This window comes from Pseudomonas sp. ABC1 (assembly GCF_013395055.1).
Taxonomy (GTDB): domain Bacteria; phylum Pseudomonadota; class Gammaproteobacteria; order Pseudomonadales; family Pseudomonadaceae; genus Stutzerimonas.
This window is the reverse complement of sequence record NZ_CP058349.1, coordinates 1,519,868-1,534,941: the sequence shown is the minus strand read 5'-3', so window position 1 is coordinate 1,534,941 and position 15,074 is coordinate 1,519,868. Positions and strand designations below refer to the sequence as shown.

Sequence of the window (15,074 nt, the reverse complement as noted above, 5' to 3'; positions counted from 1 at the left end):
GAATACTTTCTCCATGTTTGGTTCCAACGACGACAAAAAGACACCGGTCGAGACCGGAGAAAAGAAAGGCCTGTTCGGCTGGTTTCGTAAAAAGCCCCAGGTAACGGATGCTCCCGAGTCCGATGAAACCGTTGCGGATGACCTTCCCGCGCCGTCCGAACCCGTGCCCGAGGCGCCGCAGCCTGAGCCTGTGAATGACGTGTTGCAGGCGCCGACCGCGCCCCACGACCCTGTTGCAGAGCCAGAGCCAGAGCCAGAGCCAGAGCCAGAGCCAGAGCCAGAGCCAGAGCCAGAGCCAGAGCCAGAGCCAGAGCCGCCCGTCCCTGTGCCGGCAGCGCCCGCCAAGCTCGGCTTTTTCGCACGCTTGCGCCAGGGCCTGTCGAAGACCAGCGCCAGCATCGGCGAGGGCATGGCCAGCCTGTTCCTGGGCAAGAAGGCCATCGACGACGACCTGCTCGAAGAGCTGGAAACCCGCCTGCTGACGGCCGACGTGGGCGTCGAGGCGACGGGCGTCATCATGCAGAACCTGACGCGCCGCGTGGCACGCAAGGAGCTGGCCGATAGCGGCGCCCTGTATACCGCCTTGCAACAGGAACTGGCCGAGCTACTGCGTCCGGTCGAACAACCCTTGCAGATCGATACCGGCAAGCAGCCCTACGTGATCCTGGTGGTGGGTGTGAACGGTGCCGGCAAGACCACGACCATCGGCAAACTGGCGAAAAAGCTGCAGCTTGAAGGCAAGAAAGTCATGCTGGCCGCAGGCGACACCTTCCGTGCCGCAGCGGTCGAGCAATTGCAGGTGTGGGGTGAGCGCAACGACATCGCCGTGATCGCCCAGCACACCGGCGCCGATTCCGCCTCGGTGATCTTCGATGCGGTACAGGCGGCCAAGGCCCGTGGCGTGGATGTCCTGATCGCGGACACCGCAGGTCGCCTGCACACCAAGGACAACCTCATGGAAGAGTTGAAGAAAGTGCATCGGGTGATCGGCAAGCTGGATGACACCGCGCCCCACGAAGTGCTGCTGGTGCTGGATGCCGGTACCGGGCAGAACGCCATCAACCAGACCCGTCAGTTCAACCAGGCGGTCAACCTGACCGGGCTGGCCCTGACCAAACTGGACGGGACCGCCAAGGGCGGTGTGATCTTCGCCCTGGCCCAGCAGTTCGGCACGCCGATACGCTATATCGGCGTTGGCGAAGGCATCGACGACCTGCGCACCTTCGAGGCCGACGCCTTCGTGTCGGCCCTGTTCGCCGAGCGGGAGGCCTGAGCCACCATGATTCGTTTCGACCAGGTCGCCAAGCACTACCCCAACGGACACGTCGGGCTGCATGAATTGTCGTTCCGTGTGCAGCGCGGTGAGTTCCTGTTCGTCACCGGCCACTCCGGTGCCGGCAAGAGCACGCTGCTGCGCCTGCTGCTGGCAATGGAGCGCCCGACCTCCGGCAAGCTGCTGCTGGCCGGCCAGGACCTGTCCCGTATCGGCAATGCGCAGATTCCCTTCCTGCGCCGGCAGATCGGTGTGGTCTTCCAGAATCACCAGTTGCTGTTCGACCGCACCGTGTTCAACAACGTGGCGCTGCCGCTGCAGATCCTCGGCCTGTCCAAGGACGAGATCAGCAAGCGCGTACTGACCGCGCTGGAGCGCGTCAGCCTCAAGGACAAGGCGGAGCAATACCCCTCCGACCTGTCCACCGGGCAGCAACAGCGCGTCGGTATCGCCCGGGCCGTGGTGCACCAGCCGGCCTTGCTGCTGGCCGACGAACCGACCGGTAACCTCGACCCGCGCCTGGCGGCCGAGATCATGGGCGTGTTCGAAGATATCAATCGCCTGGGTACCACGGTACTGATCGCCAGTCACGACCTGGCACTGATCGCACGTATGCGTCACCGCATGCTGACCTTGCAACGCGGACGCCTGATCGGCGATGGAGAGGCAGGCTGATGAGCGCGACACGCAACCCCGACAGCAAGAGCACCGAACGCGCCGGCGGCGCGCCGACGCAGACCGTACACAAGCCGGTGGACGAGCCGGATTTCCGCACACTGTTGCGGGCCTGGCTGGAGAGCCATCGTGCGAGCCTGGTGGACAGTATCAGTCGTCTGCTCAAGCACCCGATCGGCAGCCTGTTCACCTGTCTGGTGATGGCCGTCGCCCTGAGCCTGCCCATGGGGCTGGCGCTGCTGCTGGACAATACCGAGCGGCTGGGCGGCTCCTGGCAGCGGGCGGCGCAGATATCCGTCTTCATGAACCTGGACGTCTCGGCCAAGGCCGGGCAGGCGCTGCGCGATGACGTCGCCGCGATGCCGGGGGTGGCCGAGGCCGAGTGGATCAGCCGGGAGCAGGCGCTGGAAGAGTTCCAGCAACTGTCCGGGCTGGGCGAGGCGCTCAAGGAACTGCCGGAAAATCCGTTGCCGGGCGTGATCCTGGTCACGCCGGACGAAGTGGACAAAGAGCGCCTGGAGGCCTTGCGCCAGACCCTGGCCGACCTGCCGGGCGTGCAGCAGGCGCAACTCGACCTGGTCTGGGTCGAGCGCCTGGGGGCGATCCTGAAGCTGGGCGACCGCTTCGTCTTCGGCCTGACGGTCCTGCTGGTCGCGACCTTGCTGTTGGTCATCGGCAACACCATTCGCCTGCACATCGAGAACCGCCGTACCGAGATCGAGGTGGTCAAGCTGGTGGGCGGAACCGATGGCTATGTACGCCGCCCCTTCCTCTATATGGGTGTGCTGTACGGTCTGGGAGCGGGCTTGATCGCCTGGTTGCTGCTGGCCTACGGGTTGAGCTGGCTGAACGAAGCCGTGGTGAATCTGGCGGGGCTCTATGGCAGTGACTTCGGCCTGGCGGGCGTGCCGGCCAGCGATGGATTTTCCCTGGTGCTCGGCGCATTATTGCTCGGCTACATCGGCGCATGGCTGGCGGTGGCGCGGCATCTGCGCGAGCTGGCGCCACGTTGAGTGAAGGCCTAAATTTTAAAGCGTCTATTTCGTTCAAATGCAACTTTCGACGCTGCTTGTAGTCTGATCCACGGGTGCTAAACTACTGCAGCTTCATATTTGGAGGAACTGCATGACAACTTCTCTGCAACCTGTTCACGCTCTGGTTCCGGGTGCCAACCTGGAAGCCTATGTGCAGGCCGTGAACAGCATCCCGCTGCTCACCGTCGAGCAGGAACGCGAGCTGGCGGGACGCCTTTTCTATCAGCAGGATCTCGAGGCCGCCCGTCAGATGGTGCTGGCCCACCTGCGTTTCGTCGCACACATCGCGCGTAGTTACTCGGGCTATGGCCTGTCCCAGTCCGACCTGATCCAGGAAGGCAATGTCGGCCTGATGAAGGCGGTCAAGCGCTTCAACCCGGAAATGGGTGTGCGCCTGGTGTCCTTCGCCGTGCACTGGATCAAGGCCGAGATCCACGAATTCATCCTGCGCAACTGGCGCATCGTCAAGGTCGCGACCACCAAGGCCCAGCGCAAGCTGTTCTTCAACCTGCGCAGCCAGAAGAAGAGCCTGACCTGGCTGAGCAATGACGAAGTCCTGCGTGTCGCCGACGGCCTGGGCGTCGAGCCACGCGAAGTGCGTGAAATGGAAGGTCGCCTGAGCGGCCATGACATGGCATTCGACCCGGCTGCGGATGCTGATGACGAAGGAGCCTTCCAGGCGCCCGCGTACTACCTGGAAGACCATCGCTACGATCCTGCTCGGCAGTTGGAAGACTCCGACTGGAGCGATAGCTCCAGCTCCGGCCTGTATGAAGCGCTGGAAGGCCTGGACGAGCGCAGCCGCGATATCCTCCAACAGCGCTGGCTGAGCGAGGAGAAGGCAACCCTGCACGACCTGGCCGCCAAGTACAGTGTCTCGGCGGAGCGCATCCGGCAGCTTGAGAAGAACGCCATGAACAAGCTCAAGGCGTCGATCCAGGCCTGACCGAAAACGGCTCACCGTAACGACGAACGCCCCATGCACGAAAGTGCATGGGGCGTTTGCGTTCATGCATGAAATATCTGCGATCCATGGCCGTACAGGTGAGTGCCGTGACGGTTTTGCGACGCTTTCATAAATGTAATGTTGCAGCCATTAGGGGGTCATTGCGGCTGGTTACCATCCTCTCGACTTATCACGTGGAGGATCTGATCGATGAATGCATTCCGTTGGCTTGTGGCCGGTCTGGCAATGGCCGTTGTACCTGCCACGCAGGCGGCCATGTTTCCGGAGCGATTGGTGCAGGAAAGCGAGCGCTCGGCACTGGAAAGCATCCAGCGCTATGCCGATGCACGCGGCCTGGCGATGCCGGTCGTCAAGGACTACCAGTACGGTATGAAGCTGGATATCGCCAGGGCCTTCTATTTCAGCCCCCTGGTCGAGTCCTGTGCGACGGTCCCGCGCCTGATGGCCTACGAGAATACGGGGCGCGAGATCGAAGTGGTCCGCTACCAGGGCCAGGGGAGTTGTCGCAGCCAGCGGTGATCCGCTCGCGGAGGTCGGCGTGGGTCGCTGCTACGCCACGTCGACCGTCCCTGGTCTGGGGAAGTGCAGGTAGAACGTGGTGTGTCCCGCGTCGCTGCTGACCCTGGCCGAGCCTTTGTGATGGCGCATTGTCGAATGCACGATGGCTAGCCCCAGGCCGCTGCCGCCATCGCTGCGGGCCCTGCCACTGTCGATACGGTAGAAGCGCTCGAACAGGTGAGGCAGGTGCTGGGGCGCAATGACGGTGCCGGGGTTCGTCACACTGAGCACGACTTCCGATTCACGAGGGTCGATCCTCAGTTCGACAGTGCTGTTTTCCGGGCTGTGGCGTATGGCATTGGACAGCAGGTTGGAGATCGCACGCTGCACCATCAGGCGTTCGCCCTCTATCTGCGCATCGCCAGAGCGTGTCAGTCGGATGTTCCTTTCTTCGGCGCTAGTGCTGAACAGATCGAGGACAGTGTCCGCCTCGCTGCCCAGGTCGATGGAGTGGAAGTCATCCGGGCCGCTGGCATCGGCCTGAGCGAGGAACAGCATGTCGGCAACGATGCGGGTGATGCGCCTGAGTTCTTCCACGCAACTTTCCAGGGCTACCTTGTAGTCTTCCGTATCGCGTTCGCGCGACAGCGTTACCTGGGCGCGGCCCATAAGGTTGGTGATGGGGCTGCGCAGTTCGTGGGCCAGGTCGTCGGAGAACTGTGAAAGCTGGCGGACGCCATCGTCCAGGCGTTGCAACATGACATTGATGCCGTCGGCCAGCTCTCGCAGTTCCAGGGGCAGGTCCTTCTGCTCGATGCGATGGCTGAGGTCCTGTGTCGAAACCAGCGCCGCGACCCGGCGGAAGCGATGCAGCGGCGCCAATCCACGCAGTGTTACCCACCAGGCACCAGCACCGATCAGCAGCAACAGCAGGGGCAGGGCGAGCAGGGCCGAGTCGAGGTAGGCGCTGAGCAGGGCACGGTCGGCCGCGCGGTCCTGGCTGAGCAGCGCCCAGGCCTGGCTGCCATCCGCCAGGCGGACCTTGCGCACGATGGTCAGCAACTCGTTGCCGCGTTCGTCCTTCCAGCTTCGGTAGTGCGCTTCCTCGCCGATGAGCGGGCTCATCAGATGCCCTTGATTGAGTGGGCCGCCGACCTGGAACAGAAGGCGCTGTTCCGGGGGCGGGCCATAGAGGCTGAAGTACAGGTTGTTGTGCCCGCCGATCAGGTCTTGCAGTCGGTGCAGTTGCTGGGTCGCGTCCGGGTGTTCGACCCGGTCGTTCAAGGTGTGCTGTAGCTGTTCGAGCTTGTCCTTGAGGTTCTGCTGGGCAATCAGATCCAGTTGGCGGGTCAGGGACAGGTAGGCCAGTGCGCTCAGCAATACCACCAGCGCGGCGCCCATCAGCACCACGGACAGCCCCAGGCGCATGGACAGGCTGGCGGTTTTCATTCACGGCTCTCCAGGACATAGCCGACGCCGCGCAGCGTGTGGATCAGCTTGGCTTCGAACGGATCGTCGATCTTGGCCCGCAGGCGCCGGATCGAGACCTCCACGACGTTGGTGTCACAGTCGAAGTTCATGTCCCAGACCTGGGAGATGATCTGCGTCCGGGACAAGACCTCGCCACTGCGGCGCATCAACAGGTGAAGCAGGCGAAATTCCCGGGTCGTCAGGTCGATGCGCTGGCCATTGCGAAAGGCCTTGTGCCGCCCCGGGTCCAGTTCGAGATCGGCGACCCGCAGGGTGTCCGGCAGCGACGGTTGCGCGCTGCGCTTGAGTAGGGAGCGGATGCGCGCCAGCAGTTCCGGAAACTCGAATGGCTTGACCAGATAGTCGTCCGCCCCGGCATCGAACCCCTTCAACTTGTCCGACAGGCGCCCCCTGGCAGTGAGCATCATGACCCTGGTGTCATGGTGGCGACGGATGTTGGCCAGCACGTCCCAGCCGTCGATGAGTGGCAGGTTGACGTCGAGGATGACCAGGTCGTAGCTGTTCAGGCTGATCAGGCGCAGCGCATCGACACCGGTCTGCGCCGTATCCACCACGAAGCCGCTCTCCGTGAGGCCCTGGTGCAGGTACTCGGCGGTCTTCACTTCGTCTTCTACGATCAGGATGCGCATGGGGGGCTGTCCGGTGCGTGGCGGGCGGGCCGAAGGGGCCCAGTCTGGCAACAGACGAATGATAGAGGCAACGGGCGAACAGAAGGGCGGCATTACAGATTCGTAATGCCGCTGTCATCTTGCCGAGAGGGCGCCACCCCGGCATGGGGCGGCGAGCAATCAGAAGAGGTCGAGGGGCGCTTCTTCGGAGGAGGGCAGCGGGCTGCCGGGCGCCTGGTAGCCAGGTTCGAACTCGCTCATCGGCGGTGGCGAGTCCTCGCTCTTGAACACTTCGTAATAGGCGTCCGGCGTCGTCGCCGTGGCGGCCCGGCCGCTGACCGGGTCGACACGCAATGTCAGCAGACCGGCCGGCTCATCGGGCAGGTGCTCCGGCTTGCCCTTGAGTACCGCGCCCATGAAGTCGATCCAGATCGGCAAGGCCACCGTGCCACCGTATTCATTGCGGCCAAGGCTCTGCGGTTGATCGAAGCCGGCCCATACGGTGGTGACCAGGTCGGCGTTGTAGCCGGAGAACCAACTGTCGATCGAGTCGTTGGTGGTGCCGGTCTTGCCGGCCAGGTCCGAGCGGCCGAGGGCCATGGCGCGGCGTCCGGTGCCGCGCTTGATCACGTCCTGCAGCATGCTGGTCATGATGTAGGCCGTCCGTTCGTCGATGATCTGTTCGGCATGGCGCACGGGGCGCTGCTCATCCATCGGGTGGCCGGCTGCTTGGGCAAAAGTGGTGAGCACCGGTTCGCCGTCGTCGTCGAGGTCCGCGGATGGTGTGTGGGGGACCTGCAGCGGGTCCGCTTCGAATACCACCTGGCCCTGGCGATCTTCCACGCGCTGGATCAGGAACGGTTCGATCTTGTGGCCGCCGTTGGCGAACGTGCTCCAGCCGGTGGCGATCTCCATGGGCGTGAGGGTGGCCGTGCCCAGTGCCAGGGAGAGGTTGCGCGGCAGGTCCTGCGGAGCGAAGCCGAAGCGGCTGATGTACTTGATCGAGTAGTCGATGCCGATGGTCTGCAACAGCCGTATGGACACCAGGTTGCGAGACTTGTAGAGCGCCTCGCGCATGCGGATCGGGCCGAGGAAGGTGTTGTTGTCGTTCTTCGGACGCCAGACGCGATCCATGCCTTCCTCGACGAAGACGATCGGCGAGTCGTTGACCAGGCTGGCAGCAGTGAAGCCGGCATCCAGCGCGGCGGCATAGACGAAGGGTTTGAAGCTGGAACCCGGCTGACGCTTGGCCTGGGTGGCGCGGTTGTAGTTGCTCTGGCCGAAAGAGAAGCCGCCGGTCAGGGCCTGGATGGCGCCGTTTTCCGGTGCCAGCGCGACGAGCGCGGCCTGGGCCTTGGGTACCTGGCTGAACAGGGCCCGCTCTTCCTGCCAGCGGATACGGACGATATCACCCACCTTGACCACGTCGGCCGGGCGTTGCGGGCGAGCGCCCATGCTGTTGCTGTTCAGGAATGGGCGAGCCCATTTCATGCTGTCCCAGTCGACGCGCAGTTCGCTGTCGCCACGGGTCAGCACCTGGATGTGATCGCTGGCCACTACGGTGACCGCCACGGCCTGCATGCCCGACAGGGTGCGGTATTCGGCCAGTTTGCCCGACCATTTGGCGCGTGGCAGGTCGTCCATGCGTGCTTCCGGCCCGCGATAGCCGTGGCGCTGGTCGTAGTCGATCATGCCGTTCTGCAAGGCCCGGTTGGCGGCTTCCTGGCGGCTGCTGTCGATGGTGGTATAGACCCGATAGCCATCCGTGTAGGCTTCGGAGCCGAAGCGGCCGACCATGTCGAACCTGGCCATTTCTGCGATATAAGGTGCGTCCAGCTCGGGTGTCGCACCGTGGTAGCTGGCATCGACCGGCTCGGCCAGCGCCTGTTGGAAACGGGTTTCGTCGATCTTGCCAAGGCGATACATACGGGCAAGGATCCAGTCGCGGCGTTCCTTGCTGCGCGTCGCGTTGGCCAGCGGGTTGAATGCCGAGGGGGCCTTGGGCAGGCCGGCGATCATGGCCAGTTGCGCCAGGCTCAGCTCGTTGATCGACTTGCCGTAGTAGACCTGGGCCGCGGCCTCGATGCCGTAGGCGCGATTGCCCAGGTAGATCTTGTTGACGTACAGCTCGAGGATCTCGTTCTTGCTCAGCTCCCGCTCGATCTGCAGGGCCAGCAGGATTTCATTGATCTTGCGCGAGAAGCTGCGCTCGCTGCTCAGGAAGTAGTTCTTGGCCACCTGCATGGTGATGGTGCTGCCACCGGTCTGGATCTGGCCTGTTTTCAATAATTGTGTCGCAGCTCTCATAAGGCTTTTGACGTCGACGCCATAATGATTGGCGAAATTATCGTCTTCGGCGGAGAGCAGGGCGTCGATGAAATCCTGCGGAATGTCTTCGAAGCGGATCGGCGAGCGGCGCATTTCGCCGAACTCGGCGATCAGCTTGTCATCGCTGCTGTAGACCCGCAGGGGGATCTGCAACTGGATGCTGCGCAGGGCGTCGACGGACGGCAGGCTGGGGCTCAGGTACAGGAAGGCGCCGCTCAGGCAGAGCAGCAGGCCAAAGAACAGGGTGGCGCACGACCAGAGTAAGAACTTCAGAAAACGCATCAGAGAGTCTTTGAATTCGGGTGGAGGGACGGCCGCTGCCGCAGAGGCTGCCTATGGCGCAACGGGCCGCATTATACGCGCATTTTCAAACGCCCGGCGATGGATGCCGGGGCAGGCACGGGATGGCTGGCGGCGCGTCATCCCCCTGGCTGGAGCGAGGGAAGCAGCATGACAGGATTGTTCTATAGAAGGCCGGAGGCCGCCCTGGGGATCGATATTGGCTCGACCTCGGTCAAGCTCGTCGAGCTGAGTCGCAGCGCCGGAGGCTACCGCCTGGAGGCCTGGGCCCGCGAGCCGCTTGCGCCGCAGGCCATGACCGAGCGGCATATCCGCGAGCCGTCGCTGGTCGCGGCCGCGCTGGCGAGGGCCATGGCCCGGGCGCGTATTCGTTCGGCTTCCGCCGTCGTGGCGGTCTGTGGGGCGTCGGTGGTGACCCGCACCCTGGACATGGAGGCCGGCCTCGACGATGAGGAAATGAACCTCCAGTTGCGCGCGGAGGCGAATCGCCACATCCCCTACCCCATCGACGATGTCGCCATGGACTTCGAGGTCCGGGAGCAGGGTGCGCATGAGCCAGGACGTGTTTCCGTGTTTCTGGCGGCCTGTCGTCGCGAACACGTTGACCGTCGCGAGGCCGCCCTGGCCTTGGCGGGCCTGCGGGTTCGGGCCGTGGATATCGAAACCGCCGCCATCGAGCGCTTCTGGGGCTTGTCCTTTCCCGAGGGCGGGCCTGTGGAGGAGGGCCTGTGCGTGGCGCTGGTCGATCTCGGGGCGGGGATGCTTCGCCTCAGTGTCTTGCAGGCCGGGTGCATCCGTTATGGCCGGGAGCAGCCCTTCGCCGAGGGCATTACGGTCGATGATCGCGAGGGCAGGGCGGAAGCTATCACGGTGGAGGTGCTGCGGGCATTGCGGTTCTTCCAGGCCTCCAGTGTCTTGCCGGCACCCGGTTTCATCGGTCTGTTCGGCGGTGGTGCGAGCCTTGCGGGCCTGGCGGCCTCGATCAGGCAACGAAGCGGTATACCGACGGAGATTCTCGACCCGTTGCGAGTGTTGCGGCGGGGCGAGCGGGCCATCGTGCCCGTGCGGGCCGATATCGCTCCGGCATTGGCGCTGGCCTGTGGGCTGGCGCTGGGAGGTTTCAGCTGATGGCGGGCATCAACCTGCTGCCCTGGCGGGAGCGCTTGCGTCAGTCTCGCCGCCGCCGTTTCCTGACGCTGCTCGGCGTTGCCTTGGTGTGCTCCGCAGTGTTCACCCTGCTGGCAGGGTGGCGCCTGGGTGTCGCGCTGGAACGGCAGGACGCTCGCAACGACTATCTGCGTCAGCAACTTGCCAGGCTGGGCGGTGACATCGATGAGGTCGCCGCTCTGGAACATGAGCGAGGTGCACTGTTGGAGCAGGTGCAACGCTTCCATGCGCTGCAAGCCAGCCGGCCCGTCGTCGGGCGGGTGCTTGAGGAGCTGGTGCGGCTTCTGCCGGAGGGCGTGCATTTCAGTGCGCTGAAAATGAAGGATGGCGTGCTGTCCATCGAGGGCCATGCCGACTCGGATCAGGCTGTTTCCGGATTCATGCAGCGCTTGGGGCAGTCGCGTTGGCTGGCGTCTCCGGCCTTGAGCGAAGTGCGCAATGGCATGCCTGGTGACGCAGGCCCCGCTGCCAGCCAATTCCGCCTTGGTGTGCGGAGTGTGGCTGGCGGGCCGCTTGCTGAAGGCGGTGCGCCGTGAGCGGCCTGCATCTGCTGGATGCCGTGCGCGAGGTCGATTTTCCCGAGCGATTGGCACGGCCGGAAAGTTGGCCGGCCACGGTCAAGGTGCTCTGTGCAGGCTGCCTGCTGCTCGTATCCCTGTCGCTGGAATATTGGCTCTGCCTGCATGACGTGAGGGCGCGATTGGGGCAGGCCGAGGCGCAGGAGCTCTTGCTTCGGCAGCGATTCTCCAGCCAGGCCGCCCGAGCGAGCGGCCTGGAGCCGTTGCGGCAGCAGGTGATCGACCTGCGCTCGGCTCGCGATGGGGTCGTGCAGCAGTGGCCGGTCGATGGTGGCGTATCCGGTGTACTGGAGGCTATCTCGCGCAGCGGGCTGGAGAGTGGGGTGCAGATCGACGGGATCAGGTTACCGCCCGGGGCGGCATCCGCCTTTTATATAGAACAACCGATCCAGCTCTCCCTGACAGGGACGTACCACGCGCTCGCGACCTTCGTCAGTGACCTCTCCAGGTTGCCGGGAATGGTGGCCCCGCACGACTTCGACATCGGACCGGAGAAGCCGCCCACTGGCCGGCTGCGCATGGATATCCAGGCCCGAGCCTATGCCTACCGAGACAAGGACGTAAGCCAATGAAACGAGTCTGTCTGCTGACGATACTGCTGCTGGCGGGGTGCGATGAGCATGCCGCCAAGGGTGATCTGTCCGGTTTCGTGGCCGAAACCCTGGCCAGGCCGGCGCTGCCTCCCGAGCCCCTGCCGGTCTTTTCCGCATACGAGGGTTTTACCTATACCGCTGCGGCGTTGCGGCATCCCTTCCAGGCGATCCAGGGGGATGGACAAGGCGACTCTCTGGATTTCCCCGGCAATGGGCAACCTCGCGGTCTGCTGGAAGGGGCCGATATCGCCCGCTTCACCATGGTCGGTTGGCTTTCCGGGCGCACGGGGCGCTATGGGCTCGCCAAAGGCGAGGGTGGCGTCCACCGGGTGGGCGTGGGTGACTACCTGGGGACGAGCAGGGGGCGAGTCGTTGCGATCGAAGAGGCGTCGATCGAGTTGCTGGAGGTCGTTCCAGACGGTGAGGGCGGCTGGCATGAACGCCCCCGTCGACTGGTGCTGGCGGTGCGGCCATGAACGGCCTGGCAACGGTGCTGCGAGCACCGTGCGGGCGATACCTGTCGGCTTTCGGTGTGCGGTCGCTGCTGGTGCTGGCCGTTTTGCCGTGGCTATTGGGCGCTGGCACATCGGCGGCAACCCAGGATGGCGGCGAGCCCGGTGCTGCCCAGGTATTGTCCGAGGCACCGAGGGGGGAGCGGTTGTCATTGCATTTTCAGGACATCGATGTCCGTGCCGCCCTGCAGATCATCGCCGACTTTTCCGACTGGAACCTGATCGTCAGTGATGCCGTGAAAGGTACGGTCACCCTCAGGTTGCAGCAGGTGTCCGGCGAACAGGCCCTCGCACTGGTATTGCGCAGCAAGGGCCTTGGGCTGCGGCGCGAGGGCGGCGTGTTGCTGGTGGCGCCCCTCGATGAGATCGCCGAGGCCGAGCGCCAGGCGCTGGAAGTGAGCCAGCAATACGCCGAGCTGCTGCCATTGCAGCGCGAGGTGGTGCAGGTCAATTACGCCAGGGCGGCGGATATAGCCGAGCTGTTCCAGTCCGCGCCGGATGAAGCCGACTCGCCCGCCGCACGGCGGGGCTCCATTGCCGTCGACGAACGCAGCAACAGTCTCGTCGCCTACCTGTCCCGTGAGCGGCTGGAAGAGCTGCGTGGCATCGTGGCGCAACTGGATGTCCCAATACGCCAGGTGATGATCGAGGCCCGCATCGTAGAGGCGAGCGTCGATTATGACCGCAGCCTGGGTGTCCGCTGGGGCGGTAGCGTTCGCAGTGGCAATGCCTGGAGCGCCTGGGGGCGTGATGGCGTGCTTGGCGCGGACGGGATCGAATTGCAGAGTTCACCCTTCGTGGACATGGGCGCGGTGGGGGCCACGTCGGGGATCGGCCTGGGCTTCGTTGGCAACGATGCGCTGCTGGACCTGCAACTGTCGGCGATGGAGAAGAGCGGCAATGGCGAGGTGGTATCCCAGCCCAGGGTGGTGACGGCGGACAAGGAGACGGCGCGGATCCTCAAGGGGGCCGAGGTGCCCTACCAGGCGACCAATACCAATGGCGCGGTCAATACCTCCTTCCGCGAGGCTTCGCTGTCCCTGGAGGTGACGCCGCAGATCACTCCGGACAATCGCGTCATCCTGGCCGTGAGGGTTACCAAGGACGAGCCGGATTTTTCCCAGGCCGCGACCACGGGTGTTCCGGCCATCAAGAAAAATGAAGTGAATGCGAAGGTGCTGGTGGGCAATGAGGAGACCATCGTGATTGGCGGCGTCTTCTCGACGACCCAGAGCAAATCGGTGGACAAGGTACCGCTGCTCGGCGATCTGCCTTTCGTCGGGCGGTTTTTTCGCCGGGAGCTGGTGCAGGACAAGAAATCCGAGCTGCTGGTCTTCATCACTCCGCGTATCATGGGCGCTTCCGCCATTGTGATGAACCGCTGATCCGTCGATGCGCAACCTTATCCTCGTAGGCCCGATGGGGGCTGGCAAGAGCACCATCGGGAGGCTTCTCGCCAAAGAATTGCACCTGCCGTTCAAGGACTCCGACAAGGTGATCGAACAACGCACCGGGGCGAGCATCCCGCTGATTTTCGATGTCGAGGGCGAGCAGGGGTTTCGCGAGCGCGAGCATGCCGTGATCGTCGACCTGTGCCAGTTGGATGGCCTGGTGCTGGCGACCGGCGGCGGTGCGGTATTGCGCGAAGACAACCGCGCCGCACTGAAAGCGGGTGGGCACGTCATCTATCTGCGCACGTCGGTCGAGCAGCAGCTCGCCCGCACTGCTCGCGACCGCAACCGGCCCCTGCTGCAAACCGCCAATCCCGGGCAGAAGCTGGCCGAGCTGATGGCCATACGCGACCCTCTTTATAGAAGCATCGCGGACATCACCATCGAGACAGACGAGCGGCCACCCCGGAACGTCGTCGTACAGATACTGGAGCGGCTGCAGTCGCTGGGCGAAACTGCGTTATCCTAGGCGCCTTTTAACAGGGGGCATCATGCAGACTCTTAATGTCGAACTTGGCGAGCGCAGTTATCCCATCCATATCGGTCGGCAACTGCTCGACGACACGGAACTGCTGGCGCAACGGATACGCGGCCGACAGATCGCCATCGTCACCAACGAGACGGTCGCCCCCCTGTACCTGCACCGGCTGCAGCACAGCCTGCGCGACTTTGCCATAACGCCCATCGTGTTGCCGGACGGCGAGTCCTACAAGAACTGGGAAACCCTGCAACTGATCTTCGACGGACTGCTGCAGGCGCGGCATGACCGTGGCACGACAGTGGTGGCCCTGGGCGGCGGTGTGATCGGCGACATGGCCGGCTATGCCGCCGCGAGCTACCAGCGCGGTGTCGACTTCATCCAGATCCCTACGACGTTGCTGTCGCAAGTGGACTCCTCCGTGGGCGGCAAGACCGGTATCAACCACCCGCTGGGCAAGAACATGATCGGTGCCTTCTACCAGCCGCGGGCGGTGATCATCGATACCGAAACCCTCGAAACCCTGCCGGGGCGTGAGCTGTCCGCTGGCCTGGCTGAAGTCATCAAGTATGGCCTGATCTGCGACGAGCCGTTCCTTGGCTGGCTCGAGGCACACGTCGATCGTCTGCGTGCACTCGATCCCGAGGCGCTGGCCGAGGCGATCCAGCGTTCGTGCGCGGCCAAGGCACGGGTGGTTGGTGCCGATGAGCGTGAGTCCGGTGTACGCGCCACGCTCAACCTCGGGCATACCTTCGGCCATGCGATCGAAACGCACCAGGGTTATGGCGCATGGCTGCACGGCGAGGCGGTATCCGCCGGAACTGTCATGGCTCTGGAGATGTCTCGTCAACTGGGCTGGATCAGCGCCGAGCAGCGTGACCGTGCCGTGCGCCTGCTGGCCCGTGCCGGGCTGCCGGTTGCGCCACCGACCAATATGACGGCGGCCGACTTCATGCAGCACATGGCGGTCGACAAGAAAGTGCTCAACGGTCAACTGCGACTGGTGCTGCTCAAGCAATTGGGCGAAGCGGTCGTGACCGGGGACTTCCCCACCGATGCGCTACACACAACGTTGGAGGTGGATTACGCCGCCCTGACGCAACAGTTGGAATCCAGGTAAT

General features: G+C 64.1%; 14 protein-coding genes and 1 pseudogene. 12 read left to right on the top strand and 3 right to left on the bottom strand.

Annotation, left to right across the window (positions count from 1 at the left end):
- Positions 1–13 precede the first annotated feature (13 nt).
- The 5 genes from ftsY to HW090_RS06725 all read left to right on the top strand — a co-directional run bounded on the left by ftsY (position 14) and on the right by HW090_RS06725 (position 4,468).
- On the top strand, positions 14–1,273 hold the full coding sequence (ftsY, locus tag HW090_RS06745; protein ID WP_179112790.1) for a signal recognition particle-docking protein FtsY: 1,260 nt from the start codon (positions 14–16) through the stop codon (positions 1,271–1,273).
- Positions 1,274–1,279: 6 nt separating this feature from the next.
- Positions 1,280–1,948, top strand: a complete 669-nt coding sequence (ftsE, locus tag HW090_RS06740) for a cell division ATP-binding protein FtsE (protein WP_179112789.1) — start codon at positions 1,280–1,282, stop codon at positions 1,946–1,948.
- Positions 1,948–2,961 carry a permease-like cell division protein FtsX gene (ftsX, locus tag HW090_RS06735; RefSeq protein ID WP_179112788.1) on the top strand — a complete coding sequence of 338 codons (1,014 nt, stop codon included), beginning with the start codon at positions 1,948–1,950 and terminating at the stop codon, positions 2,959–2,961. The genes ftsE and ftsX overlap by 1 nt, the downstream gene beginning before the upstream one ends.
- Positions 2,962–3,073: 112 nt before the next feature.
- Positions 3,074–3,928, top strand: a complete 855-nt coding sequence (rpoH, locus tag HW090_RS06730) for an RNA polymerase sigma factor RpoH (RefSeq protein ID WP_179112787.1) — start codon at positions 3,074–3,076, stop codon at positions 3,926–3,928.
- A gap of 210 nt (positions 3,929–4,138) precedes the next feature.
- On the top strand, positions 4,139–4,468 hold the full coding sequence (locus tag HW090_RS06725) for a DUF2790 domain-containing protein (RefSeq protein ID WP_179112786.1): 330 nt from the start codon (positions 4,139–4,141) through the stop codon (positions 4,466–4,468).
- Positions 4,469–4,498: 30 nt separating this feature from the next.
- Here the strand turns inward: HW090_RS06725 and HW090_RS06720 are convergent, their stop codons facing one another.
- The 3 genes from HW090_RS06720 to HW090_RS06710 all read right to left on the bottom strand — a co-directional run bounded on the left by HW090_RS06720 (position 4,499) and on the right by HW090_RS06710 (position 9,156).
- On the bottom strand, positions 4,499–5,896 hold the full coding sequence (locus HW090_RS06720) for a heavy metal sensor histidine kinase (protein ID WP_179112785.1): 1,398 nt from the start codon (positions 5,894–5,896) through the stop codon (positions 4,499–4,501).
- The gene (locus HW090_RS06715) at positions 5,893–6,567 is read right to left on the bottom strand and encodes a heavy metal response regulator transcription factor (protein ID WP_179112784.1); all 675 of its coding nucleotides are present in this window, start codon (positions 6,565–6,567) and stop codon (positions 5,893–5,895) included. Before HW090_RS06715 ends, HW090_RS06720 begins: the two co-directional genes overlap by 4 nt.
- Positions 6,568–6,726: 159 nt before the next feature.
- On the bottom strand, positions 6,727–9,156 hold the full coding sequence (locus HW090_RS06710; RefSeq protein ID WP_179112783.1) for a penicillin-binding protein 1A: 2,430 nt from the start codon (positions 9,154–9,156) through the stop codon (positions 6,727–6,729).
- Positions 9,157–9,324: 168 nt separating this feature from the next.
- On the opposite strand from HW090_RS06710, the gene pilM reads away from it, so the two are divergent.
- The 7 genes and pseudogenes from pilM to aroB all read left to right on the top strand — a co-directional run bounded on the left by pilM (position 9,325) and on the right by aroB (position 15,073).
- Positions 9,325–10,302 (top strand): type IV pilus biogenesis protein PilM, encoded by a 978-nt coding sequence (gene pilM / locus HW090_RS06705; protein ID WP_179112782.1) that lies wholly within the window; start codon positions 9,325–9,327, stop codon positions 10,300–10,302.
- On the top strand, positions 10,302–10,877 hold the full coding sequence (locus HW090_RS06700; RefSeq protein ID WP_179112781.1) for a PilN domain-containing protein: 576 nt from the start codon (positions 10,302–10,304) through the stop codon (positions 10,875–10,877). The genes pilM and HW090_RS06700 overlap by 1 nt, the downstream gene beginning before the upstream one ends.
- Positions 10,874–11,491, top strand: coding sequence for a type 4a pilus biogenesis protein PilO (locus HW090_RS06695; RefSeq protein WP_179112780.1), 618 nt, complete (start codon positions 10,874–10,876; stop codon positions 11,489–11,491). Before HW090_RS06700 ends, HW090_RS06695 begins: the two co-directional genes overlap by 4 nt.
- The gene (locus HW090_RS06690) at positions 11,488–11,988 is read left to right on the top strand and encodes a pilus assembly protein PilP (protein ID WP_179112779.1); all 501 of its coding nucleotides are present in this window, start codon (positions 11,488–11,490) and stop codon (positions 11,986–11,988) included. The genes HW090_RS06695 and HW090_RS06690 overlap by 4 nt, the downstream gene beginning before the upstream one ends.
- Positions 11,958–13,409, top strand: a pseudogene (locus HW090_RS06685) (type IV pilus secretin PilQ); the annotation flags it as partial. The gene HW090_RS06690 and the pseudogene HW090_RS06685, both read left to right, overlap by 31 nt.
- Positions 13,410–13,416: 7 nt before the next feature.
- On the top strand, positions 13,417–13,944 hold the full coding sequence (gene aroK, locus HW090_RS06680; protein WP_179112777.1) for a shikimate kinase AroK: 528 nt from the start codon (positions 13,417–13,419) through the stop codon (positions 13,942–13,944).
- 22 nt (positions 13,945–13,966) lie between these two features.
- Entirely contained in the window at positions 13,967–15,073 is a 1,107-nt protein-coding gene (aroB, locus tag HW090_RS06675; RefSeq protein ID WP_179112776.1) for a 3-dehydroquinate synthase, read from the top strand.
- Position 15,074 lies beyond the last annotated feature (1 nt).

Bases quoted from the DNA above. Each gene is read 5' to 3' on its own strand.
- ftsY (WP_179112790.1), top strand. From the start codon at position 14: ATGTTTGGTTCCAACGACGACAAAAAGACACCGGTCGAGACCGGAGAA.
- ftsE (WP_179112789.1), top strand. From the start codon at position 1,280: ATGATTCGTTTCGACCAGGTCGCCAAGCACTACCCCAACGGACACGTC.
- ftsX (WP_179112788.1), top strand. From the start codon at position 1,948: ATGAGCGCGACACGCAACCCCGACAGCAAGAGCACCGAACGCGCCGGC.
- rpoH (WP_179112787.1), top strand. From the start codon at position 3,074: ATGACAACTTCTCTGCAACCTGTTCACGCTCTGGTTCCGGGTGCCAAC.
- HW090_RS06725 (WP_179112786.1), top strand. From the start codon at position 4,139: ATGAATGCATTCCGTTGGCTTGTGGCCGGTCTGGCAATGGCCGTTGTA.
- HW090_RS06720 (WP_179112785.1), bottom strand. From the start codon at position 5,896: ATGAAAACCGCCAGCCTGTCCATGCGCCTGGGGCTGTCCGTGGTGCTG.
- HW090_RS06715 (WP_179112784.1), bottom strand. From the start codon at position 6,567: ATGCGCATCCTGATCGTAGAAGACGAAGTGAAGACCGCCGAGTACCTG.
- HW090_RS06710 (WP_179112783.1), bottom strand. From the start codon at position 9,156: ATGCGTTTTCTGAAGTTCTTACTCTGGTCGTGCGCCACCCTGTTCTTT.
- pilM (WP_179112782.1), top strand. From the start codon at position 9,325: ATGACAGGATTGTTCTATAGAAGGCCGGAGGCCGCCCTGGGGATCGAT.
- HW090_RS06700 (WP_179112781.1), top strand. From the start codon at position 10,302: ATGGCGGGCATCAACCTGCTGCCCTGGCGGGAGCGCTTGCGTCAGTCT.
- HW090_RS06690 (WP_179112779.1), top strand. From the start codon at position 11,488: ATGAAACGAGTCTGTCTGCTGACGATACTGCTGCTGGCGGGGTGCGAT.
- aroK (WP_179112777.1), top strand. From the start codon at position 13,417: ATGCGCAACCTTATCCTCGTAGGCCCGATGGGGGCTGGCAAGAGCACC.
- aroB (WP_179112776.1), top strand. From the start codon at position 13,967: ATGCAGACTCTTAATGTCGAACTTGGCGAGCGCAGTTATCCCATCCAT.